The organism is Microbacterium luteum (assembly GCF_015277875.1).
Classification (GTDB): domain Bacteria; phylum Actinomycetota; class Actinomycetes; order Actinomycetales; family Microbacteriaceae; genus Microbacterium; species Microbacterium luteum.
Genome location: NZ_CP063814.1, coordinates 519501 through 544030 on the forward strand (window position 1 = coordinate 519501; position 24530 = coordinate 544030).

Annotated in this window: 21 protein-coding genes and 2 tRNA genes; 8 read left to right on the plus strand and 15 right to left on the minus strand. The window is 67.9% G+C overall.

What is annotated here, in order from left to right; translation table 11 throughout:
- Positions 1 to 18: 18 nt before the first annotated feature.
- From IM777_RS02500 to IM777_RS02550, 11 genes are all read right to left on the minus strand, one after another.
- Positions 19 to 1326, minus strand: a complete 1308-nt coding sequence (locus IM777_RS02500; protein WP_194384517.1) for an aspartate aminotransferase family protein — start codon at positions 1324 to 1326, stop codon at positions 19 to 21.
- 110 nt (positions 1327 to 1436) lie between these two features.
- Entirely contained in the window at positions 1437 to 2612 is a 1176-nt protein-coding gene (locus tag IM777_RS02505) for an ABC transporter substrate-binding protein (RefSeq protein WP_194384518.1), read from the minus strand.
- A gap of 117 nt (positions 2613 to 2729) precedes the next feature.
- Positions 2730 to 3548: an ABC transporter permease gene (locus tag IM777_RS02510; RefSeq protein ID WP_194384519.1), complete on the minus strand. Its 819-nt coding sequence runs from the start codon at positions 3546 to 3548 to the stop codon at positions 2730 to 2732.
- Positions 3545 to 4354, minus strand: coding sequence for an ABC transporter ATP-binding protein (locus IM777_RS02515; RefSeq protein WP_071044075.1), 810 nt, complete (start codon positions 4352 to 4354; stop codon positions 3545 to 3547). The genes IM777_RS02510 and IM777_RS02515 overlap by 4 nt, the downstream gene beginning before the upstream one ends.
- A complete protein-coding gene (locus IM777_RS02520; protein WP_194384520.1) occupies positions 4351 to 5247 on the minus strand; it encodes an ABC transporter permease in 897 nt (298 codons plus the stop codon). The genes IM777_RS02515 and IM777_RS02520 overlap by 4 nt, the downstream gene beginning before the upstream one ends.
- Positions 5244 to 6263, minus strand: coding sequence for a TIGR03842 family LLM class F420-dependent oxidoreductase (locus IM777_RS02525; protein WP_194384521.1), 1020 nt, complete (start codon positions 6261 to 6263; stop codon positions 5244 to 5246). The genes IM777_RS02520 and IM777_RS02525 overlap by 4 nt, the downstream gene beginning before the upstream one ends.
- 62 nt (positions 6264 to 6325) lie before the next feature.
- The gene (gene hydA / locus IM777_RS02530; RefSeq protein WP_071044072.1) at positions 6326 to 7789 is read right to left on the minus strand and encodes a dihydropyrimidinase; all 1464 of its coding nucleotides are present in this window, start codon (positions 7787 to 7789) and stop codon (positions 6326 to 6328) included.
- Positions 7790 to 7841: 52 nt separating this feature from the next.
- Positions 7842 to 8690 (minus strand): nitrilase-related carbon-nitrogen hydrolase, encoded by an 849-nt coding sequence (locus IM777_RS02535; protein ID WP_194384522.1) that lies wholly within the window; start codon positions 8688 to 8690, stop codon positions 7842 to 7844.
- A 342-nt stretch (positions 8691 to 9032) separates the two neighbouring features.
- Entirely contained in the window at positions 9033 to 10094 is a 1062-nt protein-coding gene (locus IM777_RS02540; RefSeq protein ID WP_194384523.1) for an LLM class flavin-dependent oxidoreductase, read from the minus strand.
- A 76-nt stretch (positions 10095 to 10170) separates the two neighbouring features.
- Positions 10171 to 11550: a cryptochrome/photolyase family protein gene (locus tag IM777_RS02545; RefSeq protein WP_194384524.1), complete on the minus strand. Its 1380-nt coding sequence runs from the start codon at positions 11548 to 11550 to the stop codon at positions 10171 to 10173.
- Between the two features lie 103 nt (positions 11551 to 11653).
- Positions 11654 to 12832: a diacylglycerol kinase family protein gene (locus IM777_RS02550; RefSeq protein WP_194384525.1), complete on the minus strand. Its 1179-nt coding sequence runs from the start codon at positions 12830 to 12832 to the stop codon at positions 11654 to 11656.
- A 96-nt stretch (positions 12833 to 12928) separates the two neighbouring features.
- On the opposite strand from IM777_RS02550, the gene serS reads away from it, so the two are divergent.
- Together serS and IM777_RS02560 are read left to right on the plus strand one after the other, a co-directional pair.
- Positions 12929 to 14203 (plus strand): serine--tRNA ligase, encoded by a 1275-nt coding sequence (gene serS, locus IM777_RS02555; RefSeq protein ID WP_194384526.1) that lies wholly within the window; start codon positions 12929 to 12931, stop codon positions 14201 to 14203.
- Complete coding sequence (locus IM777_RS02560; protein WP_194384527.1) at positions 14200 to 15108, plus strand: HAD family hydrolase; 909 nt, start codon at positions 14200 to 14202, stop codon at positions 15106 to 15108. The genes serS and IM777_RS02560 overlap by 4 nt, the downstream gene beginning before the upstream one ends.
- Positions 15109 to 15278: 170 nt before the next feature.
- On the opposite strand, the gene IM777_RS02565 is transcribed toward IM777_RS02560, so the two are convergent.
- On the minus strand, positions 15279 to 16676 hold the full coding sequence (locus tag IM777_RS02565; protein ID WP_228480919.1) for an HNH endonuclease signature motif containing protein: 1398 nt from the start codon (positions 16674 to 16676) through the stop codon (positions 15279 to 15281).
- 109 nt (positions 16677 to 16785) lie between these two features.
- Between IM777_RS02565 and IM777_RS02570 the strand changes: the two genes are divergently transcribed.
- The 3 genes from IM777_RS02570 to IM777_RS02580 all read left to right on the plus strand — a co-directional run bounded on the left by IM777_RS02570 (position 16786) and on the right by IM777_RS02580 (position 18409).
- Positions 16786 to 16873 (plus strand) — tRNA-Ser (locus tag IM777_RS02570).
- Between the two features lie 73 nt (positions 16874 to 16946).
- Entirely contained in the window at positions 16947 to 18227 is a 1281-nt protein-coding gene (locus IM777_RS02575) for an LCP family protein (RefSeq protein WP_071044115.1), read from the plus strand.
- A gap of 90 nt (positions 18228 to 18317) precedes the next feature.
- Positions 18318 to 18409: transfer RNA gene (locus IM777_RS02580), tRNA-Ser, on the plus strand.
- A 218-nt stretch (positions 18410 to 18627) separates the two neighbouring features.
- Here the strand turns inward: IM777_RS02580 and IM777_RS02585 are convergent.
- From IM777_RS02585 to IM777_RS02595, 3 genes are all read right to left on the minus strand, one after another.
- Positions 18628 to 19713 carry a tyrosine-type recombinase/integrase gene (locus IM777_RS02585; RefSeq protein ID WP_228480920.1) on the minus strand — a complete coding sequence of 362 codons (1086 nt, stop codon included), beginning with the start codon at positions 19711 to 19713 and terminating at the stop codon, positions 18628 to 18630.
- A gap of 40 nt (positions 19714 to 19753) precedes the next feature.
- Positions 19754 to 20356: a hypothetical protein gene (locus tag IM777_RS02590; RefSeq protein ID WP_228480921.1), complete on the minus strand. Its 603-nt coding sequence runs from the start codon at positions 20354 to 20356 to the stop codon at positions 19754 to 19756.
- Between the two features lie 254 nt (positions 20357 to 20610).
- Positions 20611 to 22007, minus strand: a protein-coding gene (locus IM777_RS02595) for an IS3 family transposase (RefSeq protein ID WP_370428832.1) whose coding sequence is annotated in 2 segments (ribosomal slippage) — positions 20611 to 21671 and positions 21671 to 22007 — 1398 coding nt in all. Because the reading frame shifts where the segments join, the coding sequence is not laid out codon by codon here.
- Positions 22008 to 22235: 228 nt separating this feature from the next.
- On the opposite strand from IM777_RS02595, the gene IM777_RS02605 reads away from it, so the two are divergent.
- The 3 genes from IM777_RS02605 to IM777_RS02615 all read left to right on the plus strand — a co-directional run bounded on the left by IM777_RS02605 (position 22236) and on the right by IM777_RS02615 (position 24088).
- Positions 22236 to 22526 (plus strand): glutaredoxin family protein, encoded by a 291-nt coding sequence (locus IM777_RS02605; RefSeq protein WP_194384529.1) that lies wholly within the window; start codon positions 22236 to 22238, stop codon positions 22524 to 22526.
- Between the two features lie 93 nt (positions 22527 to 22619).
- Entirely contained in the window at positions 22620 to 23762 is a 1143-nt protein-coding gene (locus IM777_RS02610) for a tyrosine-type recombinase/integrase (protein ID WP_071330019.1), read from the plus strand.
- Between the two features lie 5 nt (positions 23763 to 23767).
- On the plus strand, positions 23768 to 24088 hold the full coding sequence (locus IM777_RS02615; protein ID WP_071330018.1) for a helix-turn-helix domain-containing protein: 321 nt from the start codon (positions 23768 to 23770) through the stop codon (positions 24086 to 24088).
- Positions 24089 to 24530: the final 442 nt, after the last annotated feature.

A 24530-nucleotide genomic window follows, 5' to 3' on the forward strand; every position in this document is an offset into this window, starting at 1 on the left:
CGCCCGGCGCGCAACCCCTCACGCCGCGACCGCCGCGAGCGCGCCATCGAGCGCCACCATCCCCTGGGTCATGTCGTCGGCGGTGACCACACAGGGTGGGACGACATGGATGCGGTTCTCCACGGTCATCGCCATCACCCCGCGTACGCTGAGCTCCCGCTTGAGCGCTGCCATCGTGGTCGCGGCCACCGGGACGCGAGTGCCGCGGTCGGCCACGAGCTCCACCGCCCAGAACACGCCCTCGCCGCGCACCTCGCCGATGAGGTCGTGGTCGTCCGCGAGCGCGCGCAGTGACGGTCCGATCACGTCGGCTCCCACAGTGCGGGCGTGTTCGACGATCCCCTCCGTGATCATCGCGTCGATCGACGCGATGATCGAGGCCGCCGCAAGCGGGTGCCCGGAGTACGTGAGACCGCCGGGGAAGACGCGGTCGTCGAAGGCCGCCGCGATCGCCTCGCTGATGATCACGCCGCCGACGGGGACGTAACCCGAATTGACCCCCTTGGCGAAGGTGATGAGGTCGGGCACGATGTCGTGACGCTCGAAGGCGAACCACTGGCCGGTGCGTCCGAATCCGGCCATGACCTCGTCGAGGATGAGCACGATTCCGTGCTCGTCGCACAGGTGGCGGACCCCCGCGAGGTAGCCGGCCGGAGGCACGAGGATGCCGGCCGTGCCCGGGACCGATTCCAGCAGCACGGCGGCGATCGTCTGCGGTCCCTCCGACTCGATGACCCGCCGCAGGTGGTGAAGCGCACGCTCGCACTCCTCCTCGGGAGTCGTCGCCCAGAACTCGCTGCGATACAGGTACGGCCCGAAGAAGTGCACGTGACCTCGTGCGTACTGGTTGGGCATCCGCCGCCAGTCGCCGGTGGCGACGATCGCGCCGCCGGTGTTGCCGTGGTACGAGCGGTAGGTCGACAGCACCGTGTCGCGGCCGGTGGTCAGGCGCGCCATGCGCACGGCGTTCTCGTTCGCGTCGGCTCCGCCGTTGGTGAAGAAGACCTTGGCGAAGCCATCGGGAGCCTTGTCGAGGATGCGAGCGGCTGCCTCGCCTCGGTGGAGATTCGCGGTGGCGGGGCCGATGGTCGCGAGCCGCCCCGCCTGCTCCTGGATCGCCGCGACGACCGCGGGATGCTGATGGCCGATGTTCACGTTGACGAGTTGGCTGCTGAGATCCAGCATCCGCTCGCCGGCGTGATTCCAGACCCACGCCCCGGATCCGCCGGCGATCACCGGCAGATCGAGCCCCTCCTGCGCGGACCACGAGTGGAAGACGTGGGCCCGGTCGAGTTCCTTCGCGCGGGCATCGAGTTCGTGCGTCATGCCGTCACCCTCCTGGGTCGGGGTCGTCGGGTCAAGCGGTCCGGTGGCGACGAGCTCGCCACCTCGGGTGTCCCGCGCCGGCCATCGAGGCGGGACACCCCGGGGTCACCTCACATGCCGCCTTCGGTGAGCTCGACCTCGATCGGCGTGTACTCGCCGGTCACCTCGACACCCTCGTCGGCGAGTTCGGCGAGCGCCTGCTCCATGTACTCGTTCGAGTAGGCCGTCTCGGGCGGTTCGGTGGTGATGAGGTTCAGCCCGTCCTGGTTGACCGCGGCCAGCGCTCCGGCCACGGTCTGATCCCATGCGGCGGCGTCGACGACACCGAAGTCGGCGCCGGTCCAGATGAGCTTGTTGACCTCGTTCATCTGCCACAGCTGGTGCACCGGTCCGACGGAAAAGGCGGCCTCGGCGTTCGAGGCGATGTCGTAGACGATGTCGGCGGCATCCTCCGGGTTGTCACGTGCGTAGAGCCACCCCTTGGTGATCGCCTTGAGGAACCGCACCGCCGCGTCGGCATAGGCGGGGTCGCTCTCGAGCCGTTCGGTGTCCGCCCAGATCGCATCCTGCAGCATGGCTCCCTGCGTGTCGGCATAGGAGACGACGTTGAAGTCCTCGGGCTGATACAGCTCGCCGGTTTCGGGATCGACGACCTCGAGGATCTGCGCCCACTCGTTGTAGGTCATCGCCTGGGCCGCGTCGACGTCGCGGTCCAGGAGCGCGTTCATACTGAAGTCCTGTGTCGTGATCGACACCGATGTGGCGTCGAGGTCGTCCTCGGCCATCGCGGCGAAGATCTCCCACTCGTTCCCGAACCCCCATGAGCCGATGCGCTGGCCCTCGAAGTCCGCGACCGAGGTGATGCCGTCGTCGGCCCACGACACCTGAAGGGTGCCGGATTCCTGGAAGACCTGGGCGATGTCGGTGAGCTCCACTCCGGAGGCCTCCAGTGTGCCGAGGACCTTGGGCACCCACGCGATCGCGAAGTCGACGTCGCCGGCCACGAGCGCGTCCTGCGGGACGATGTCGCCGCCGGATGGGACGATCTCGACCGTGTCGAACCCCTCCTCCTCGAAGTAGCCCATCTCCTGCGCGAGGTAGTACCCGGCGAACTGCGCCTGCGGCAGCCACTGCAGCTGGAGGCTGATGTCGGTGAGCGGCTCGAAGTCCGACGAGTCGGTGTCCGTGCCGGGGTCGGCCTCCGATCCCGAGCAGGCTGCGAAGGTCAGCGCGGCGACGGTGAGGGTGGACGCGACGATCATGCCGCGTCGGATGCTGTGTCTCATGGATCAGTCCGTTCTGTGTCGAAATGCGGGGTGATGCGGGGTGGTGCGGGTTCTTTCGTTGGGGTGGTTCGGGTGGTGAGGGTTCGTTCGTCCGTTCGGGTGGTGCGGTCTGTCGCCTCAGGGGCGGGGCCCCCTCGTCACGAGGCGCTCGAGCAGGGAGGTGACGAGGTAGAAGAGCAGCCCGATGAGGATCCCGCCGAGCACGTACGCCCATGCCAGAGCCGCGCGACCCGACTTGGCGTAGGTCGCGATCGAGGTGCCGACACCGTCGGCGGGGCCGCCGAAGTACTCGGCGACCAGGGCGGCGATGACCGCGAGGGAGGCGGCGATGCGCAGTCCCGTCATCAGGTACGGCACCGCGGTGGGGAGGGTGAGGTAGCGGAAGGTCTGCGCACCGGTGGCGGCGGATGCGCGCAGCAGGTCGCGATGGACCGGTCGCGTCTGTCGGAGGCCGCGCACCACGTTGACGAACACCGGGACGAACGCCGCGATCGTCGCGACCGCCTGCCGGCCGAACTGACTCGAGGCGCCGAACATCGTGTTCAGCAGCGGGGTGAGGGCGACGATCGGAATCACCGCCAACGCCGCGACGAGCGGAGCGAGCATCCCGTCGATCGGGCGCACAGCGGTCGCGAGGCCGGCGAGCAGCACGGCCAGGACCGTGCCGGCGACCAGCCCGACGGCGGCGTTGGTGGCGGTGACGATCATGTCGTCGGCGATGATCTGCCACCGCGTGACGAACTCGACGGCGATCGCCACGGGGCTCGGCAGCATGCGCGGGGCGGTGCCGAGCACGTCGACCCAGAGGGTCCAGAGCACCGCGCCGATCACGCCGACCGCGACCGGTGCGACGATGCGCAGCCACGGCGGCAGGGGCCGTTCGCGTGGCGCGCGGGCCACGGGTGCGGCGCGGGTGAGCTCGTCCGCGGCGGTCATCGTTCGTTCGCCCTCTCGACGCGCGTGCCGTGAAGGGCCTCCCGCACGGCGGTGACGCGGTCGAAGTAGGCCGGCGACTCGCGCAGCGCCTCGTCGCGTCCGCCGCCGAGGTGCGTCGGGACGATCTCGGCGATGCGGCCCGGACGGGGACTCATCACGACGACCCGATCGGAGAGGAAGACGGCCTCGGGAATGGAGTGGGTGACGAAGACCACGGCAGCTCCGGTCTCGGCGGCGATCCCGGAGAGCTCGACCTGCAGGTACTCGCGTGTCATCTCATCCAAGGCGCCGAACGGCTCGTCCATCAGCAGCAGCTTCGGACGGGCCGCGAGGGCCCGGGCGATTGCGACGCGCTGCTGCATGCCACCCGACAGCTCGTCGGGATAGCGCTCCGTGAACTCCTGCAGGCCGACGAGGTGCGTGAGCTCGCGCACGCGAGCATCCCGCTCCGTGCGGCCCTGTCCATGAACCTCGAGTGGCAGCGCGATGTTGGCCGCGACGGTGCGCCAGGGGAGGAGGCCTGCCTGCTGGAAGGCGATGCCGTAGTCCTGCGCGACCCGTGCCCGCTCCGGCGTCTTTCCGAAGATCTCCAGCGTGCCCTCGGTCGGGGTGTCGAGGTCGGCGATGAGCCGCATGAGGGTGGACTTTCCGCATCCGGACGGACCGATCAGCGAGACGAACTCGCCGGCAGCCACCTCGAGGTCGACCCCGGTGAGCGCGTGCACGTCGTCGCCCGCCGTCGAGAACGTCTTCCCGATGCCGGCGGCGCGCACCGCGAGGGGAGTGGTCGGTGGGGAAACGCTCATGCTGCGGCCTCTCCTCGGCGGTAGTTCTTCAACCCCACGCCGATGACGGCGACAGTGCCGGCGGCGATGAGTCCCAGGGCGATCGAGCCGAAGGTGGGTGCCCAGGGTGCCGCCGGGTCGGACGACGCCTGGCCGGCGAGCTGGATGAGCATGCGGCCGATGCCGCCGCGCATCCCGATCGAGACCTCCGCGACCACGGCGCCGAGCACCGCGTTGGCCGCGGCGAGCCGCAGCGCGGGCAACAGGTGCGGAACCGCCGCGGGCAGGCGGAGCCGCCACAGCGTCGACCAGTAGCCGGCGGAGTAGCTCCGCATGAGGTCGACGTGGATGGGGTCGGGCGCGGCGAGTCCGCGCAGCATCCCGACGGCGACGGGAAAGAAGGCGAGGTACGAGGCGATCACCGCGACGGACAGCCACTGCGGCCAGGGCATGACGTCGCGGTCGATCTGGTTCCCGATGGCGTTGACGACCGGCGCGAAGGCGATGAGGGGGACGATCTGGCTGAGGACGATCCAGGGCAGAAGGCCCCACTCGGCCAGACGTGACCGCTGCATGATCAGGCCGAGCGCGGCGCCGACGATCACCCCGATCATCCATCCCACTGCGGCGATTCCGAGGGTGACTCCGGCCGCGGCGACCACCGACATCCACAGCGGTGGTGTGTCCCCGCCGCTCGTCGGGGCGAACAGGCGCACGATCATGTCCCACACGTGCGGCATCGCGCGATCGTGCGTGCGCGGCAGGATCATCACGCCGGAGCCCGTCTCGCCGTCGACGGCGCCGACCACGACGCCCTCGGCGGGCCCCGTCGCCTTGTAGAGCTCCCACGATCCGATGACGACGAGGATGCCGATGACGCCCCATCCGACCGCCAGCCAGCGAGCCGCCGTCATGCCTTCGCCGTCACGTGCTCGCGCAGCGCGGGGATGACCGTCTCGCCGTAGACGCGCATCGTCTCCTCTTTGTTGTCGTGCTGGAGGTAGCCGGCGAACTGGGTCACGCCCAGATCGCGGAGTGCCGCGAGCTTGGCGATGTGCTGCTCGGCGGTGCCGAGCACGCAGAACCGGTCGACGATCTCATCGGGCACGAAGTCGACGTGGTCGTTCTCCGCGCGTCCATGGGTGTTGTAGTCGTAGCCGCTGCGGCCGGCGATGTAGTCGGTGAGCGCTTCGGGCACGCCATCGCCGTGATGGCCGTACTTGGCGACGATGTCGGCGACGTGGTTTCCCACCATCCCGCCGAACCAGCGGCACTGATCGCGCATGTGGGCGACGTCGTCACCGATGTACATCGGTGCCGCCACGCAGAAGGCGATCGCGTCGGGGTCGCGCCCGGCGGCCTCGGCGGCCTCCTTCACGGTGCGGATCATCCACGCTGCGATATCGAGGTCGGCCAGCTGCAGGATGAACCCGTCCCCGACCTCGCCGGTCAGCTTCAGGGCCATCGGGCCGTAGGCGGCGACCCACACATCCAGTGCCGATCCGGAACTCCACGGGAATCGCAGCGTCGAGCCCTTGTACTCGACGGGGCGGGAGTTCGCGAGTTCGCGGATGACGTGGATCGATTCGCGCAGTTCCGCCATGGAGGACGGTCTGCCGTTGGTCACGCGCACCGCGGAGTCTCCGCGCCCGATGCCGCAGATGGTGCGGTTGCCGTACATCTCGTTGAGGGTCGCGAACAGCGAGGCGGTGACGGTCCAGTCCCGGGTGGCGGGGTTGGTGACGAAAGGTCCGACGGTGATCTTGCGGGTCTCGGCGAGGATGGCGGCATAGATCACGTACGGCTCCTCCCACAGCAGGTGGGAGTCGAAGGTCCATGCATGGCTGAAGCCATGCGCTTCGGCGAGCTTGGCCAGCTGCACCGTGCGCGATGCGGGCGGGTTGGTCTGGAGGACGACTCCGAAATCCATGGGCGCTCACTCCCTCCGGTCGTCGGGGCGGGCGGGATGCGCGGCGAAGACGGACTGCATGGTCACACCAGGTACTGCGACAGACCGCGCTTGAGGTACTGACCGTCGCCGGCCGCGCCGAGGTAGCGGTCGTCGTCGACGATGATCCGTCCGCGGGAGATGACGGTGTCGACGTGTCCGTCGATCTCGTACCCCTCCCATGCCGAGTGATCCATGTTCATGTGATGGGTTCTGCCCGTGGGGGATCCGTCGGGATTCTCGTGGTAGCCGATGGAGGTGTGCCCCCGCGGGTCGTAGACGACGATGTCGGCATCGGCACCGGGCTGGATGACGCCCTTGCGTCCATAGAGGCCGAACATGCGAGCGGGGGTCGTCGAGGTCAGCTCCACGAACCTCTCCAGGGTGAGGCGCCCGGTGACGACTCCCTGGTACATGAGGTTCATGCGGTGCTCGACCGATCCGATCCCGTTCGGGATCGCGCGGAAGTCCTCGCGGCCGAGCTCCTTCTGGTCCTTCATGCAGAACGGGCAGTGGTCGGTGGAGACCATCTGAAGGTCGTTCGTGCGCAGGGCCTGCCACATGTGGTCCTGGTGGCCCTCCTCGTGCGATCGCAGCGGCGTGGAGCACACCCATTTGGCGCCTTCGAAGTCGCCCCACTCTTCGCTCGTGGCGCCGAGCTGCTCCTCGAGCGACAGGTACAGGTACTGGGGGCACGTCTCGCCGAACACGTTCTGTCCGTTGTCGCGCGCCCACGCGAGCTGCTCGACGGCCTGCTTGGCGCTCACGTGCACCACATAGAGCGGCGCGCCGGTGAGGTGCGAGAGCATGATCGCCCGATGGGTGGCCTCCTCCTCCATCTGCCACGCGCGGGCCTTGCCGTGGAAGAACGGGCTGGTGTTCCCCGCGGCGACGAGCTGCTCGGCCAGCACGTCGATGGCGGGCCCGTTCTCGGCGTGCATCATGGTGAGCAGGCCCGTATCGGCGGAGACCTGCATCGCCTTGAGGATCTGCGCGTCGTCGGAATAGAACACGCCGGGATAGGCCATGAAGAGCTTGAAGCTCGTGATCCCCTCGTCGATGAGGGCCGGCATCGCGGCGAGGGAGTCGTCGTCGACACCGCCGATGATCTGGTGGAAGCCGTAGTCGATCGCGCAGTTGCCGGCGGCGAGGTCGTGCCAGCGGGCAAGACCGTCCTGGACGCGCTCGCCGTACTTCTGCACCGCGAAGTCGATGATCGTGGTGGTGCCGCCCCAGGCGGCGGCGCGGGTTCCCGTCTCGAACGTGTCCGACGCGAAGGTTCCGCCGAAGGGCAGCTGCATGTGCGTGTGCGCGTCGATCCCGCCGGGGATGACGTACTTTCCGGTGGCATCGACGACCGTGTCGACGGAACCGGCCAGGTCCGTGCCGAGGAGCACCGATCCCGGCGCGAGGACGGCGATGATCCTCTCGCCGTCGATGAGCACGTCGGCTTCGCCCCGGCCGGTCGCCGAGACCACGGTCCCGCCCGTGATGAGTGTGGTTGCCATGTCGCTGTCTCCTTGTGTTCCAGGTCGTTGCGCGAGCGAAGCGAGACGAACGTCAGGGAGCGACGATGTCTCCGTACGTATCCGGCCGGCGGTCTCGGAAGAACTGCCAGTCGTCCCGCATCTGCTGGACCATGTCCATGTCGAGATCGCGCACGAGGAGTTCCTCCTCGGTGCCGGAGCCGCGGTCGCCGACGAAGTTCCCTCGGGGGTCGATGATCTGGCTCGTGCCGTAGAAGTCGACGGCTTCCTCGCCGTACTCGTTGTCTTCACGCCCGACGCGGTTGGGCTGCAGCACGAAGTATCCGTTCGCCACGGCCGCCGCCGGTCCCTCGATCTCCCACAGGCGGTTCGAGAGCCCCGGCTTGGTCGCGTTCGGGTTGAACACGATGTGAGCGCCGTTCAGGCCGAGTTCGCGCCAGCCCTCGGGGAAGTGACGGTCGTAGCAGATGTACATGCCGACCTTCCCGATCGCCGTGTCGAAGACCGGGTACCCGCGGTTGCCGGGACGGAAGTAGAACTTCTCCCAGAACTTCTCGACGTGGGGGAGGTGGTTCTTGCGGTAGCTGCCGACCACCCGGCCGTCGGCGTCGACGAGCACCGACGTGTTGTAGTAGACCCCCGTCTGCGCCTCCTCGTAGATGGGCAGCACCATGACCATCCCGAGCTCCTTGGCGACGGCGGCGAATCGCTGCACGATCGGCCCATCGACGGGCTCGGCGAGCCGGTAGTACTTCTTCTCCTGCGTGATTCCGAAGTACGGGCCGTAGAACAGCTCCTGGAAGCACATGACATCCGCGCCCTGAGCGGCCGCTTCGCGAGCGAAACTCTCGTGCCGGTCGAGCATGGATGCGACGTCGCCCGTCCAGGTCGTCTGAGATATGGCTGCGCGTACCGTCGTCATCGTCTTCCCCCGGGTCGAGTCCTGCGTCGTCGTCACGGGACCGGGTCGGGATGCCGGCAATGAGCCCCGTTACCCGATCCTTCTGCGCGCACGTTTCGTCACGATTTCCGCCTGTGACGAGGCAGTAAACGCTCGTGGGCCGGGCGTGAGCACACGACCGCCGGGGTGCGCTCGTGCCGCTGGCTCGGTCGCGTCCACAACTCCTCAAGAACTGTTCACGTGCGGCCGTTTGGAGGCTCATCGGCGTTGTCGGCGACGGCCTTGAGGAGTTGTGAACGAGATCGAGCCGAGCTGCTCCGGTCAGGAGAGCTCGGGACGTGCGCCGGGATCAGGCGTTCGGGATCAGGCGACGAGTGCGCCGCGGGCGGCGTGGACGAGTTCGAGCGTCTGGACCCGGCCGGGGGAGGTCTCCAGCGGCTCCGACTCGTAGGCACCGGCGATGGGCGAGATCATGACCTCATCCACATCGTGGCGCACCGCGAGGCTCTGCAGTTCTCCCGCGACCTCGTCGCCCGTGCCGACGATCCACGTCGCGCGGGCGGCGGCCATGATGGTCTCGCCCATGCCGGCGAACTCGTCGGCCGTCGCCTTCGCGTGCTCCACCGTCTCGTTCGCCACCAGGGGCTTGTTCATGCGCAGGCGCGCCATCATCCGCTGGTTGGGCAGCGACCGCTCCTCGGCCTCCTCCCGCGTCGGGGCGGCGATGACGTTCACCGTGAGGAACGTGCGCGGCGCATCCAGGTGCTCCGAGGGCTGGAACTGCGTGCGATACACCTCCAGCGCACGCTCGAGCCCCTGGCCCGAGAAGTGGTTGGCGAAGACGTAGGGCAGTCCGCGCGCGGCGGCCAGCTGCGCCGAGTAGTCGCTCGACCCGAGCAGCCACACCTCCGGCGCACCGGTCGCCGCCGGCGTCGCGTGCACGTCGTACGTGCCGCCGGAGGTGAAGCGCAGCGCGGCGCCATCGGGTGAGACGAGGTTGAGGATGTCGCGCACGTGCTCGGGGAACCGCTCCACGTCGCTCGTCGTCCCGCTCTGACGCAGCAGCTGCGTGATCACCGGATCCGAACCGGGCGCCCGGCCGATGCCGAGGTCGACGCGTCCGGGCGCCAGGGCCTCGAGCGCGGCGAACTGCTCGGCCACCACGAGGGGGGAGTGGTTGGGCAGCATGACGCCGCCGGATCCGATCCGGATGCGCTCGGTGCGCGCCGCGGCGGCAGCAGCCAGCACGGGCGGTGTCGTCGAGGCGACGGCGGGCATGTTGTGGTGCTCGGCGAACCAGTAGCGCCGGTAGCCGAGTTCCTCGGCGCGTGACACCAGGTGCAGGCTCGCGGCGATCGCCTCGGAGGAGGTCTGGCCGGTGCGGACCGGGACGAGATCGAGCACCGAGAGGGCGGGGCTGGTCATCCGATGGTTCCCACGGTCGTCATACCCAGGGGCAACGGAGGACGACGGTGAGACATTCCCCGCCCCCGAGGCGCGTTCAGCGGGAGCGCTTGACCACGTCGAACGCGTCGAGCGCCCTCTTGCGCGTCTCCTTGAGGTCGACCATCGGTTCGGCCGGCTCGTCGTCCGTGTCATCGGCGTACTCCGGCGCCCACTCGCGCACGTACTGCCCGGTCTTGTCGAACTTGTCCGCCTGCAGTTCGGGGTTGAACACCCGGAAGAACGGTGCCGCATCAGCCCCGGATCCGGCCACCCACTGCCAGTTGAACGGGTTGTTGGCCGCATCCGCGTCGACGAGGGTGTCCCAGAACCACTCCTCGCCGTGTCGCCAGTCGATGAGCAGGTTCTTGATGAGGAAGGATGCGGTCACCATGCGCACGCGGTTGTGCATGTATCCCGACGCCCACAGCTCCTTCATGCCGGCGTCGACCATGCGGAATCCCGTACGGCCCTGCTGCCACGCTTCGAGATTCGTCGGCTTCAGGCGAGGCCAGGGGAACGCGTCGTACTCCGATCGCAGGTTCTTGTCGGCGAGTTTCGGGAAGTGGTAGAGCGTGTGCCACGCGAACTCCCGCCATCCCACCTCCGACAGGAACCCGTGAGCCGATGCGGCGTGCGCACCCGAGCCGGCGTTCTCGAGCGTGTCGTGCCAGATCGTGTAGGGACTCAGCTCTCCCCATCTCAGCCGCGGAGACAGCAGCGACGTCGCGCCGGCGGCCGGCTCGTCGCGGGCGGCGTCGTAGGATCCGAGATCGTCGTCGAGGAACTCGCGCAGCCGTCGTCTCGCCGCCAGCTCGCCCGGCTCCCACCGCTCGCGCAGGCCACCCGCCCAGTCCGGCCGCGTGGGGAGGAGCTCCCAGTCGTCGAGATCGTCGGATGCCGGGGCGCGGCCCGGTCCTGGCACGTCGCGCGGCTCCGGGAGCGGCTTGCGCGGCGCGGGCATCTCCTGACACGCGTTCCAGAACGGCGTGTAGACGGAGAAGTGCTTTCCGGCCCCCGTCGTCACCGTCCACGGCTCGAACAGCACGTTCGCCGCGAATGACGCGACCTCCACGCCGCCGTCGCGCAGGTCGGCCTTGAGGTCGGCGTCGATGTCCCGTTCCGGGCCGCCGTAGCGCCGGTTCCAGAACACCGCACCGGCTCCGATCTCGTCGACCAGGTCGCGGATCACGCGACCGGCCGCTCCGCGACGGAGGATGAGTCCCGACCCCCGGTCGGCGAGGCGGTCCCGAAGCTCCGCGAGGCTGTGATGCAGCCACCATCGGGCCGCGCCGCCGAGAGGCCTGACCCCGTCGGACTCCTCGTCGAGCACGTAGACGCACACGATCGGTTCGTCGCGGTCGAGGGCCGCGCGCAGAGCCGGGTGATCGGCGAGACGCAGATCGTCACGGAACCAGACGAGGGAGGGGCTTGCCATGCCCCGACGCTAGCGTCGCCGGGCGAATCGCTCCGGCGTCTTGACAGCCCGCAGGTTCGGGCCCTGCCGGAGCGCTGCTGACCGCCGTGCCTTTCGACGCGCGTCAGAGGCGGGAGGTGTCGTGGCCGGCCGGCACGACGATGGTCAGGGCACCGGCGTCGATGCGCACATCCGCCCGCACGGCGTCGCCGAACTCGTCGCCGTCGAGCTGCACCGGATGCGCGGCACCGGCGCCGACGTGCAGTCCGACGCCCCGCGAGTAGCGCACCGCGCTGTCCTTCGTGCGCAGTTGGAGCACCCGGCGCCCGGCGCGGAACCGTCGCAGCACGCTGTTGTCCCACGCGACGCGGCGCCACACGAGCAGCCATCCGAGCGGCCCCTTGGGCTGGAACACGACGATGTCGAGCGCGCCGTCGTTGATCGACGCCTCGGGGATGAGGTCGAGACCCGCCGGCAGGCGACCGCAGTTGGCGAAGAGCACCGACTGCACGCGCGTAGCGTGCAGCTTGTGACCGGGGATCTCGTACATCACCCGGAACGGCTTGGCGCTCGCGAGGGACCGGGCCGCGCCGTCGACGTAAGCGACCCACCCGACGGTCTTCTTCAGGTCGGGGTTCGTGTTGGCGATCATCGCCGCGTCGAGGCCCATTCCCCCCATGACCACGAAGCCGTGCTCGCTCGTGGACCCGTCGTCGCGGGTGAGCACCGCGAAGCCGATGTCCATGGCGACCTGCGTTCCGGTGAACGCGGCGCGGATCATCGGCTCGGGTCGGTCGAGGGGGAGGCGGAGGTTCCGGGCGAGCAGGTTTCCGGTGCCGCTCGGGATGATCGCCATCGGCACCCCCGTGCCCGCCATGGCTTCGGAGACGGCGCGAACGGTGCCGTCCCCTCCCGCGACGAGCACCGTCGTCGCGCCGGCCTTCAGTGCCTGCCGGGTGACGTCGTCGCCGAGGTCGTCGACGGTCGTCTCGTAGAACAGCGGCTCCGACCAGCCGGCCTTCTCGGACTCGTGGGCGACGGCCTTGCGCAGACGATCCTGGTCGACCTTGATGGGGTTGTACACGAGGGCCGCCTTCGGGGCCGGGCGCTCCGCACCACCGCCCATGGGCTCGGTGGCGCCCTCTTCGTCGACGCGGCGCGCTTCGCCTTCGCCGTCGGCGGTGTCGGGCGCGATGTCCTCGGGCTCCCGCGCGACGTCGTCCGGTTTCGCGGCTTCGACGATGTCGGGCGCGCCGGATGCAGGATCGTCGTGCTCTCGGGGCGTGTCCGAAGCCTGGGCCATGGGCACCACACTAGGGGGCGCGGATGCGCGTGCCGCGCTGTCGGGCTGAGGATCACCGCGGTCGGTCGGTCGTCGGCGGCTGATTAGACTGGGCGCGTGATCGATCCGGTGCTGCTGCGTGAGAACCCCGACCTGGTCAAGCGCTCGCAGGAAGCCCGTGGCTCCTCGGCAGACACGGTGGATGCGGCGCTCGAAGCCGATCGGGTGCGGCGAACGGCCATCGCCACCTTCGAGCAGCTCCGCGCCGAGCAGAACGCCCACGGCAAGGCCGTCGCGCAGGCGCCCAAGGACGAGAAGGCGGGCCTCGTCGCTCAGGCCAAGGAGCTGAGCGAGAAGGTCAAGCAGGCGCAGCGGGCCGTCACCGAGGCTGAGCAGCAGGCTGACGAAGCACTTGCCGCCGTCGAGAACATCATCATCGACGGGGTTCCGGCCGGTGGTGAAGACGACTTCGTCACGCTGCGGACGCACAGTGAGCCGCCGACCTTCGACTTCACGCCGCGGGACCACCTCGAACTCGGCGAGAAGCTCGGCGCGATCGACATGGAGCGCGGCACCAAGGTGTCGGGGAGTCGTTTCTACTTCCTCACCGGCATCGGCGCGCGCCTCGAGATGGCGCTGATGAACCTCGCGCTGGACCGGGCGCTGCAGGCGGGTTTCATCCCGCTCATCCCGCCGACTCTCGTGCGGCCCGAGGTGATGCGCGGCACCGGATTCCTCGGCCAGCACGCCGCCGAGGTCTACCACCTCGAGGAGGACGACCTCTACCTCGTCGGCACGAGCGAGGTTCCGCTGGCCGGCTACCACATGGACGAGATCCTCGATCTGACCGCGGGCGCCAAGCGCTACGCCGGCTGGTCGACGTGCTACCGCCGCGAGGCCGGGTCGTACGGCAAGGACACCCGCGGCATCATCCGGGTGCACCAGTTCAACAAGCTCGAGATGTTCATCTACACGACACCGGATGCTGCCGAGGCCGAGCATGATCGTCTCGTGCAGATGCAGGAGGCGATGCTGCAGGACCTCGGTCTCAGCTACCGCGTGATCGACGTCGCGGCCGGCGACCTGGGCTCGAGCGCGGCGCGCAAGTTCGACGTCGAGGCGTGGGTGCCCACCCAAGACGCGTACCGCGAGCTGACGTCGACCTCGAACTGCACGACGTATCAGGCGCGTCGCCTCAATATCCGCCACCGCCTTCCGGTCGATGAGGGCGGCAAGACGCAGACGGTCGCAACGCTGAACGGCACGCTGGCGACCACGCGGTGGATCGTCGCGCTGCTGGAGACACATCAGCGCGAGGACGGATCGGTGACCGTGCCCGAGGTGCTGAGACCCTTCCTCGGCGGCCTCGAGGTCATGGAGCCGATCGCGTGAGTTCGGACGCGCTGCCCGAGCCCGGCGGGGTCGAGGTCGAGCCGGAATCCGATGCGGCGGCGACGGTCGAAGAGCTCGCGCGCGCAGGCGTGTGGGGTGAGGGCACTCCGGAGCGTGTCCTCATCGCTCTCGACATCGACGGCACGGTGATCCTCGAAGACGAGTCGATGAGTCCGGGGGTCGTGGATGCGGTCGCCCACGCGGTCGCCGCGGGGCACGAGGTGATGCTGTCGACCGGACGCAGCTGGGACGCGACGAAGCCGATTCTCCGAAGGCTTGACATCGCGCCGGACTTCGTGGTGTGCGCGAACGGGGCGGCGATCCTTCGCCGGGTGGATGCCGCCACCCACGAGTATGCGCTGCACCACACCGAGTCCTTCGACGCGCACGAGGTGCTGACCCTGCTGCGCGAGCACCTGCCCGACGCGCACTACATGGTCGAACTGCCCGACGGGCATCGGCTGTACACCGACTACGTCGACGACTGGAACCTGGGGAAGGCGGATCGGGTGCCGTTCGAGGAACTCGCCGCGAAGCCGGTGAGTCGGGTGGTCGTGATCTCGCCGGACAACACCGACGGCGACTTCCTGGAGCTCGTGCAGCGCATCGGCCTGAACGAGGTGTCGTACGCCGTGGGCTGGACCGCGTGGCTCGACATCGCGCCGCAGGGTGTCGACAAGGGGACCGCGCTGGAGATGGTGCGCACGGAGCTCGGGTTCGATCCGGCGCACGTGCTCGTCATCGGTGACGGTCGCAATGACATCGGCATGTTCGAGTGGGCGGTGCGCAACGGTGGCCGCGCGATCGCGATGGGGCAGAGCCCCGAGGAGGTGCGTGCGGCCGCGAACGGCTCGACGGATCCCGTGCACGAGGGCGGCGTCGCCGCCGCCCTGCGCGCGCTGTAGCCGGCGCGTTCGCTCGGCGCGTTTCGTCTCGTCGCTTCGCTCCTCGCTCAACGACCAGGGGAGCTCCTCCCTCCGCGCCCCTGGGTCCTTGAGCGAGCGGAGCGAGACGAAACGCAGCACGCGTGGCCGCCCTTGGGTCGTTGAGCGAGCGGAGCGAGACGAAACGCGGGTCAGAAGGGCGCGGCGAGAGGCCCGGGTGGCTCGGGGTCGGGGCGGAAGATCGGCACGCGCCGTTCCGGTCTGACTCGGTATCTTCGCCCGGTCGGCGAGGTCCAGATCACGTCGCCGTCGTCGCAGTGGTGCAGGTTCCATCCGCCGTGGTGTTTGAGGGTGTGGTGGCCCTTGCACAGCGGATGAAGGTTTGCCAGCTCGGTCGACCCGCCGTCTTCCCACGCGATCGAGTGGTCGATCTCGCATCGCTCTGCCGGCATCCCGCAACCGGGACCCATGCATCGCCCGGCGCGCCATTTCACGATGTCGCGAAGGACTTTCGGCGGCCGGTACCGATCGCGGCCGAAGGACAGCACGGCGCCGGTCTCGGGGTGGGTGAGCACGCGCATCCATTCACGTGCTCCGCCGCACAGTTCGCGAGCCTTGGAGTGGGGGATCGGCCCGAGTCCTTCGACCGTTGCGGGCTCCGCCCCGGCCGGTTGTTCGTCTTCCAGCAGGGAGAGAGCCGGTACCGTCACCACGACCGTCGCACGGATTCCGCGCACGTCTGGCGACACGTGATCCGTCGTGCCGTCGATGAGGAGGTCTCCGAAAACGTCGGCGCGTACCTGATCGAGCGTGCGTTCTTCGCCTTCGGCCGCGGTGATCGCTTTGCCCATCGCGGTCAGGCGCTGGTGAATCGCCTGTGCCTCGACGGCGGGCATGTGGGCGCCGAGCCACGCCATTCCGTCGCCAAGCGTTTCCAGCACGACACGGCGCTGCTCAAGCGCCTGCTCGTGGCGCTCCTCGAGGGTGCTCGCGCGGTGGGTCTCGATGAGCCGGCGCAGCGTGCGCCGGAAGGGACCGATCTGGAGGTTCTCAGCGGCGTCCAACGCCTCGGGGAGAAGAAGCGCGGCAGCCTCGGTGCCGACCTCGTCGAGCCCGCCGACCAGCACGTGGCTCTTATCGTCGTCGATGCGGCCGGCGTGCAGGGAGTGCCACACCTCGGGATAGCGATGCACCAAGGCTTCGGCGTGACGGAGCATCGCCTCCGCGACGTACTCCGAGACGCGCAGTGCGGCGGCCAGCTCGAGACGCACGGATCGGAAAGCGACCGAGGCCAGGTCGACGCTGAAGGCCGTCGCCTCGTCGACGGCGCGGCGTCGCATCCCATCGATCGCGGCATACCGTTGAGCGACGAACTGCATCATCGTGTGGGTGAGGTCGAGCACGTCGTCGAGCTCGTCGGGCTGCTCGGCGGCTGCCTCCATGAGCACCGAGACGGGGATGTCGACGGGCGGCGTGTCGCCTTCGTCGAGCCACTCGTCGGGGTCGATGTCCATGCTCAAGACACTAGAACATACCTCCGACATCGCTTCGGAGGCGGTCGACGGCTGTGGATATCGAGCGCCGTCCACATCCGCGTGCCGTTCAGTGCATCCACAGAACCCGTTGCGAGAATATCGGCAAAGCGCCGTCGGCTAGACTCGACGCCGTTCGACGGATGCCGCTGCGGCGGCCTCGTCGGGAGGGTTGTCCGAGCGGCCGATGGAGCTGGTCTTGAAAACCAGTGGGCAGCGATGTCCCGTGGGTTCGAATCCCACACCCTCCGCCACAGCATCGTGGTCGGCGCGATCCGCACCCGGGAGCGCGCCGACGAGCGGTGGGCGACACCCGAGAGGATCCGAGTGAGTCAGAGCAAGCGTGGTCGGCGCACCGTCGCACGACACGGCGAGCTGAAGTCGCCGCATCCCGCCGGTCTGCTGGCGAAGATCATCGGTATCGTCGCCGCCGTCGTCTTCGTCGCGGGTGCGGGCGTCGCTGCTTACACCGCCTACGACATCACGGCGAGCTTCGCCGACGAGGCGGTCGCTCTCGAGGGTCAGGATGCCGTGCCGCCCGACATCGGTGCGATCGAAGGTGGCGTCAACATGCTCGTCGTCGGCACGGACGAGTGCGAGGCGGAGTATGCCTACCTGTTCGGCGATCGCTGCACGGGAGCCGATGCCGAGGGGCAGCTCAACGACGTCAATCTCCTGGTCCACATCTCCGATGAGCCGCGACGTGTCACAGTCATCTCCTTCCCGCGTGACCTGATGGTGCCCATCCCCGAGTGCACGGATGAGGACGGCTCGGTGTCGTCGGCGATGAGCAGGCAGCAGATCAACAGCGCGTACTCCTACGGCGGCCTCAACTGTGTCGCGAAGACCATCTCCGAGCTCAGTGGCATGAACATCCCGTTCGCCGCCAAGGTGAGCTTCGGCAACGTGATCAACATCACCGATGCGATCGGGGGAGTCGACGTCTGCATCGGCAACGGTGGCATCCAGGACCGGTATACGGGCATCGACTGGCCGGCGGGAACCCGCAACATCCAGGGTGTGGAGGCGCTGCAGTTCCTGCGCACTCGTCACGGTCTGGAGAACGGCAGCGACCTGGCGCGCATCAGCAACCAGCAGCAGTACATGTCGTCGCTCGCGCGCAAGCTCGTCAGCGACGAGGTGCTGTCGAACCCGTCGACGCTGCTGCAGCTCGCGACCACTGCGGTCGACAACGTCACTCCCAGCCAGAGCCTCACGAACCCGATGACGCTCGTGCAGATCGCGCTCGCGGTGAAGGATGTGCCCTTCGACGAGATGGTCTTCGTGCAGTACCCCGTGTACGACGACCCGTCTGACCCCAACCGCGTTGTGCCGAACTATGAGGCCGCCGATGCGCTGTGGGCCGCGCTCGAGGCGAATCAGTCGCTCACGCTGACAAGCGACCCCAACGACACCGGTGGTGTGATCATCGAGGAGCCGGTCACTGAGGAGACCGAGGCGCCCGCAGAGCCCACGGAGGAGCCGACCACAGAGGCGTCGGGTGAGCCGACGCCCGAGCCGACTGAGACCTCCGCGGTTCTTCCGGACTCGATCCCCGGTTCGACCGCTGCGCAGGAGACGTGCTCGGCCGGTAACGTCTTCGGCTGATCGTCCCGTCGGCGCCCGCGGTTCGTCTCCGCGGGCGTCAGCGGTTATGATTGCCGGGTGCATTCAGGCGCTTCGGTGCCGTGGATGCCTGGAGACGTCGCATAGTCAGGCCTAGTGCACCACCCTGCTAAGGTGGAGTCCCCTTACGGGGACCGAGGGTTCAAATCCCTCCGTCTCCGCCAGACTTCCTGGCCCGCGATCCCTTGTAAACACTGGGATCGCGGGCCATAGGTTTACCATAGGAACACGATTTGCGTCCCATTTGCGTCCCGTTTGCGAAAAACGCCTCTTGGAATGCGTCGGAGGGCGAACGTCGACGCACGCGCTGAAGCCCTGTTTGCGTCTCGCGACGGACGCACGTTGGCGTGACCTTCGGCCGCGGCCCGTGCCAGCGGTCGGCTTAGCTGTTAGATGTGGGGTCGGAGCCGGTGAACAGCGAAGCAACGCCCGCTCGGCCGGCGGCGGTGTCGAGGGCTTCCGAGACTGAGTCTAGGTCGCTGTCAAAGAGGTCTGAGTAGACGTCGAGTGTCATGGCGGCAGACGTGTGCCCAAGCATTCGTTGGACGGTCTTGACGTTTGCGCCGGCCTGCACGGCGAGGGACGCGGCCGTGTGGCGTAGGTCGTGCGTTGTCATGTTCGGCAGCTCGGCTTTCGTAAGTGCGGTCTTGAACCAAGACTTGGAGCCTTCGTCCGAACGGGTGCGGCGCATGAATTGGCCGTCTTTGCCGGGGAAGACCAGCGCATCCCGGGGTCGGTCCTGAAGAGCGCCTCGGAGCTCCTCGACGAGGAAACGGGGGATCGGTACGAGGCGACCCTTGTGCGACTTAGGTGTGCCCTCGTGAATCTTGCCGTGTACTTCGACGGCGTTCGCGGTGATGTGCAGCCGGCCGCGTGCGAGGTCCAGGTCGCGCACGCGCAGGGCTGTGGCCTCGCCCCAGCGGATACCGGTATAAGCGAGCACGAGGACCAGGAGCTTCCGCTCGCCGGAGGCCTGGGCGAGTCGGATGACCTCTTGATGGGTCAGGTATCCGTGACGGCCTCGGGTTTTCTTCGGCAGCCCGACGCGCCCCATGCGGGCAGGATTGTTGGGAATCCGGCCATCGAAGACTGCATCGTCGAGGATGCTGGCGAGCACGCCGAACGTTCGGATCGTCACCGTGGCGCCAGTCTCGCTGGACAGTCTGGCCACCCATGCACGTACGTCGGTGTGGCGGATGTCTCCCACTTCCCAGCGCCCCCAGGTTGGCTGGACTCGCAGTCTCCAGGCTGTCAGCACCGGCGCGAAGGACGAGGGCTTCATCGAATGCAACTTTGCCTCAAGCCATGTCTCGCCGAGGGCATCGACCGTCACCTTCGCGGCCTTGGGATCGACGTAGGCGCCCCTGGCGCGCGAGGATTCGACTTCGGCGAGCCAGCGTTCAGCGTCGCGTTTGCGTTCGAATCCGCGCTTACCGCCCTTGGTGCCGTCGGGTTTCAGGTAGCGCACTTCGTAGCGTCTGCCGGCCGCGCTTTGATAGGGCCTGACGTTACCCACCCGCCGGTCGACCGGCGTTGTATTTCATCCCCTCGAGGCGGCCCGCTTTGCGGGCGTCGATGATCCATTGCGATGCCGTGCGGTGGGGGATGCCGAGCTCTTGCTGCAGCAGCTTCGCTGGAGGAAGCCCAGCGAGCGCGGCGCTGCCATAGAGCAGCTCGACGACTTCCATGCGAGCTTCGCCGGCGCCACGCTTGACAACCTCAGCGGCGAGCATCGGCGGCAGGATGCGCCCGCCAGACGTTGTCAGCTGATCCACGCTGAGCCATCTCGCCTTCGGATCGTCCTCATCCTCGAGTGTGAGGAAAATACATCGCGGCGCCGCCATCTGCACGATCGCCTGCATCCCGACCTTCGCGACGGTGGGGTAATTCACCTCAACGTCATCGCGAACCGCTGTGTTGGTCACGACCTTGATGAGGTACCGCCCTTCGCCACGAACGTAGCGGGCGGTGACCGCCGTCTTCACGCCGAGCGCGGCATCGCTAGCTGTCGCGATGAATGCGGGAGCTATGCGCAGTGCGGACCCGACCGGCTCTGTGGCGGCACGCCACGTGACCTCCTGGCCATCGAGTGTCTTCACGTCGACCTTCACCCCCCTAGTTTGTCTAACCGCACGGCGCTTTCGCATTTACCTCTTGTGCACAGTAGCAGATAGTGCTTCACTCAGCTTAAACCAGTTGGTACATACGCAAGTGGAGGTGGGCAATGTTCAAAGTCCTTCAGATCGAGTGCGACGATCCAGAGCACACGTTCCTCACGCAGCACGAGTTGGCCGAGAACCTCGGCTTCCCGTTGAGCCGGCTCACGGGGTGGCGGAAAGTGTCAAGGCGGGTGAGACAGATTCCGTCAGGCGGTCTGTATGAGGGCCTCCTGTGAGGGCTGGTTGATCCAGGCGGCCTCGGGCAGCTTGGGCGCCTGGGGTCGGCGGTGGCCGAAGCGCTCGGGACGGGCGGCGTAGGCCGCGTCCAGGGTGGCCTGGCGCTGGGCGCGGACCTGCCCGGCGGTGCCGAAGTGGACGCTGGCGGGGGTGTGCAGCCCGATCCCGCAGTGGCGGTGCTCGTGGTTGTAGTAGGCGAAGAACTGCTCGGCGAACGCGCCGGCGTCGGCCAGGGACCCGAAGCGCTCGGGGAAGACCGGGGCGTACTTCAGCGTCTTGAACGCCGCCTCGCTGTAAGGGTTGTCGTTCGACACGTGCGGGCGGGAGTGCGACCTGGCCACCCCGAGGTCGACGAGCAGCTGAGCGACCGGTTTGGAGGTCATCGAGGTCCCGCGGTCGGCGTGGATCGCCTCCGGCACGCCATGGATGCCCATGGCGTGCTCGAGCAGGTTCTTGGCGATCTCGGCGTCCTCGCGGGCCGCGATGGTCCAGCCCACGACGAACCTGGAGAAGATGTCGAGCACGACGTACAGGTCGTAGTACACGCCCCGCTCCGGCCCCTTGAGCTTTGTGATGTCCCAACTCCACACCTGCCCCGGCGCCGTCGCGACGAGCTCGGGCCGGGTCCGGGGCGGGTGGCTCGCCTGCCGGCGCCGTTCCCCGGCCATGTCGTGCTCGCGCAGGATCCGGTGCATCGTGGACATCGAGCACAGGTAGGTGCCCTCGTCCAGCAGCGTGGCCCAGACCTGGGCGACCGACTTGTCCGCGAACCGCTGGCTGGTCAACACGGCCAGCACGTGGGCCCGCTCGGCGGCGGACAGCTTGTTCGCCGGTGCCGGCCGCGGTGTCCGTGGACGTGGCGGTGGCGGGTTCTTGGCCCGGTAGTGACTGGCGCGGGAGCGACCCAGCAGCGCGCACGCAGCCGCGGTGCCGACGTGCTCGGCCAGCCCGTCGACGGCCGGGTTGATCACCGCGGCGACCGCGGCGGCTTGTCCGCGCTCTCGGAGAGCGTCTCCAAGAGCGCGTGTGCTTTTCCCATCAGGTCCAGCGCCGCCCTGGTCTTGGCCAGCTCGGCCTCGGCCTTCTCCGCCCGGGCCCGTAGCGCCTGCAGCTCCCGCTCGCGCCGGTCCCGCGGCTTGCTGCCCAGCCCGGACAGCGAGCCGGCGGCCGCGGCCTTGCGCCACTCGATGATGTGGGAGGTGTACAGGCCCTCCCGGCGCAGGATCTCCCCACGCCCAGAGCGGTCCGCGGCGTCGTACTCGGCCAGGATCGCCGCTTTGAACTCGGCGGTGAACGTCCGCCTCTTGGGCCGGTCAGCACGAGGAGCCATAGCCCCATCATCGGTGCCGACGTCAGCAACCGTCATCGTCATCTCAGTATTGGTCCGTTCTCGCCCCGTGCAGTGCGAAGGTCAGCAGTGCTGGTGTCTCACCCCATCCTGACGCACAGGGTGGCGCAAGAACGGCGGCGGCCCGAAGTTCACCAAGTTCGGCAAGTCAGTGGCATACAAGGTGTCCGAGGTGAACGCGTGGATCGACGAGCACACTCATGAGCGCATCGGCGATCGCGCCGTCCGCGCCGCGCGGAGGCTGCGGTGATCCGGCTCGTTGTCTATACAGCAGGTGACGACTGCATGCAGTGTCGGCTTACGAAGCGGATGTTGGATGCCGCCGGCCTCGCGTTCCACGAGGTCAACCTCGCTGAGCCGTCCAACGCAGCGGCTCACGCAATCGTCACCAAAGACCTCGGCTACCTGTCTGTCCCCATCGTCGTCGACGAAGGTCGCCATTGGGCGGGATTTAGGCCTGACCTGATTAGCGATCTTGCCAAACGGGCGATATTGCCATCCGATGCAACGCGCGAAGCGCGATCGCCCGCGCGGTAGAGCCTGAGCTCAAGAAGGATGTCGAGGGGGCCGGGGGTCTCTGCGCCACTCTTGATCACCCAGAGTACTTCATTTGCATCAATGTTGTATTGGATGCATCATGAGGATGTGCTTGAAGTTGATCCATCGTCTGCGCAGCGGCTCGTCTCCGCGCGGAATGTCATTCATCTTGACCCTGAGGGAGCCGTGCTCGACGGGATGTTGAATGGGTGGCGAGCCCAGCAGATTGCTCGCTTCTTGAAGGCTCCGACGATTGCGGCGAGAGAGCGGCTCGTGCGCCGGTTCGTGGACTTCACGGGTATGTACCCGTGGCAATGGACGCCGGCGGAGGCGGAGGCGTGGATCAGTGAGCTGCGCTCGGGCGTGAAGCCGTTGCGGCTATCGACGCTGCGTGGATACGAGATCGACATCAAGATGTTCTGCGAGTACATCACTGATCCTCGATATCCCTGGCTGTCCGAGTGTGAAGCGCGTTTTGGCGCTGCACCCAGACAGGTGTTCCATGAGGACAACTCGATTGTGCATGTCAGCGAGTACGAGGGCGATGCCGCGCGGCGACCGTTGACATTCGACGAAGTCCAGGCGCTGTTCGATGCGGCCGACGGGCTCGCCGCACGGATCCTGTCGCGACGGCGAAAGGGTGCGGTTCAGGCCGTGCGGGACGCCGCGCTTCTCAAGTGCGTCTATGCGTTCGGGTTGCGAAGACGTGAGGCGGTCATGCTTGATCTCGTGGATCTCCGCCGCAACGCGAAGCTGCCGCACCTAGACCGATTCGGTGCACTGTCGGTGCGCCATGGCAAAGCGAGCCGCGGGGGCCCGTCGAAGCGGCGCACGGTGCTCACCGTTCCGGAGATGGGCTGGATCGCGGAGACGCTGGCGCACTACCTCGATGAGGTTCGGCCGGCGTTGTCGTCATCGTCGAGTTCGTCGCCTGCTCTGTGGGTGACCGAACGGGGCACGAGGCTGAGCAGGCGTGCGGCGAACGAAGCGTTCTGTACAGCTCGTGATGCCGCGGGGATCGACTCTTCGTTGGATCTGCATTCGTTGCGGCACTCGTACGTGACGCACCTGGTGGAGTTCGACTACCCGGAGCGGTTCATTCAGGAGCAGGTGGGGCACTCGTTTTCCTCGACGACCGCGATCTACGTCGGCGTCTCTAACGAGTACCGGAACCGGCTGCTCACCCAAGCTATTCACACCCGCTACGGCGCCGACTTCGAGGAGGCAGCACGGTGAAAGAGATGGACTACGTCTGGCATCTGCGAGCGAAGATGGCGGAGCGTGGAATGTTCGCCACGACGGACCTGCAGCCGCTGCTCGCTGAGCGTGGTGTCGCGCTCTCCCGGGAGCAGACCTACCGGCTGGTGACGGGTCAGCCGCAGCGCCTGAGCATGGTTACGCTGATCGCGCTGTGCGACATCCTTGAGTGCACACCCAACGACCTCATCGAACCCCGCATCGTCGAGGCGTCCGCCAGGAAGGCTTCCGGGGAAGTCATCCCGCGGAAGAGCCGAGTATCCGCCCGCCGAACGACGATCAATCGGCCCGGGCATTCGAAATGACCGTGGTGCCGGAGCATCCTTGCTCCGAGTGCGGAAGCCGCGCCCCGCGGGTGAAACGACTCCCCGACGGTGGAGGGCTCTGCCGACCGTGCTACAACGTCAGCCGACGTATGGAGTGCTCGCGCTGTGGTCGCATCCGTGCGCCCAGCGCTCGAGCCGAGGACGGCGCACCACTCTGCGGGCACTGCGCGCGCCCTAAGCGGGCGTGTGCGGGATGCGGCCGTGTCGATCACGTCACCGCCATCGTGGACGGTCAGGATCTCTGCCAGCGCTGCTACTCCGCACCGGTCAGAGCGTGCGGACAATGCGGACGGGAGCGACGCGTCGCAACCCGCCACCAGAATGGCGTAGCAGATCTGTGCCACAGCTGCTACCGCACCCCCATCGCCGAGTGCGCCATCTGCGGTGAGAAGCGCGCGGTTCATACGACCTGGCCCCTCGG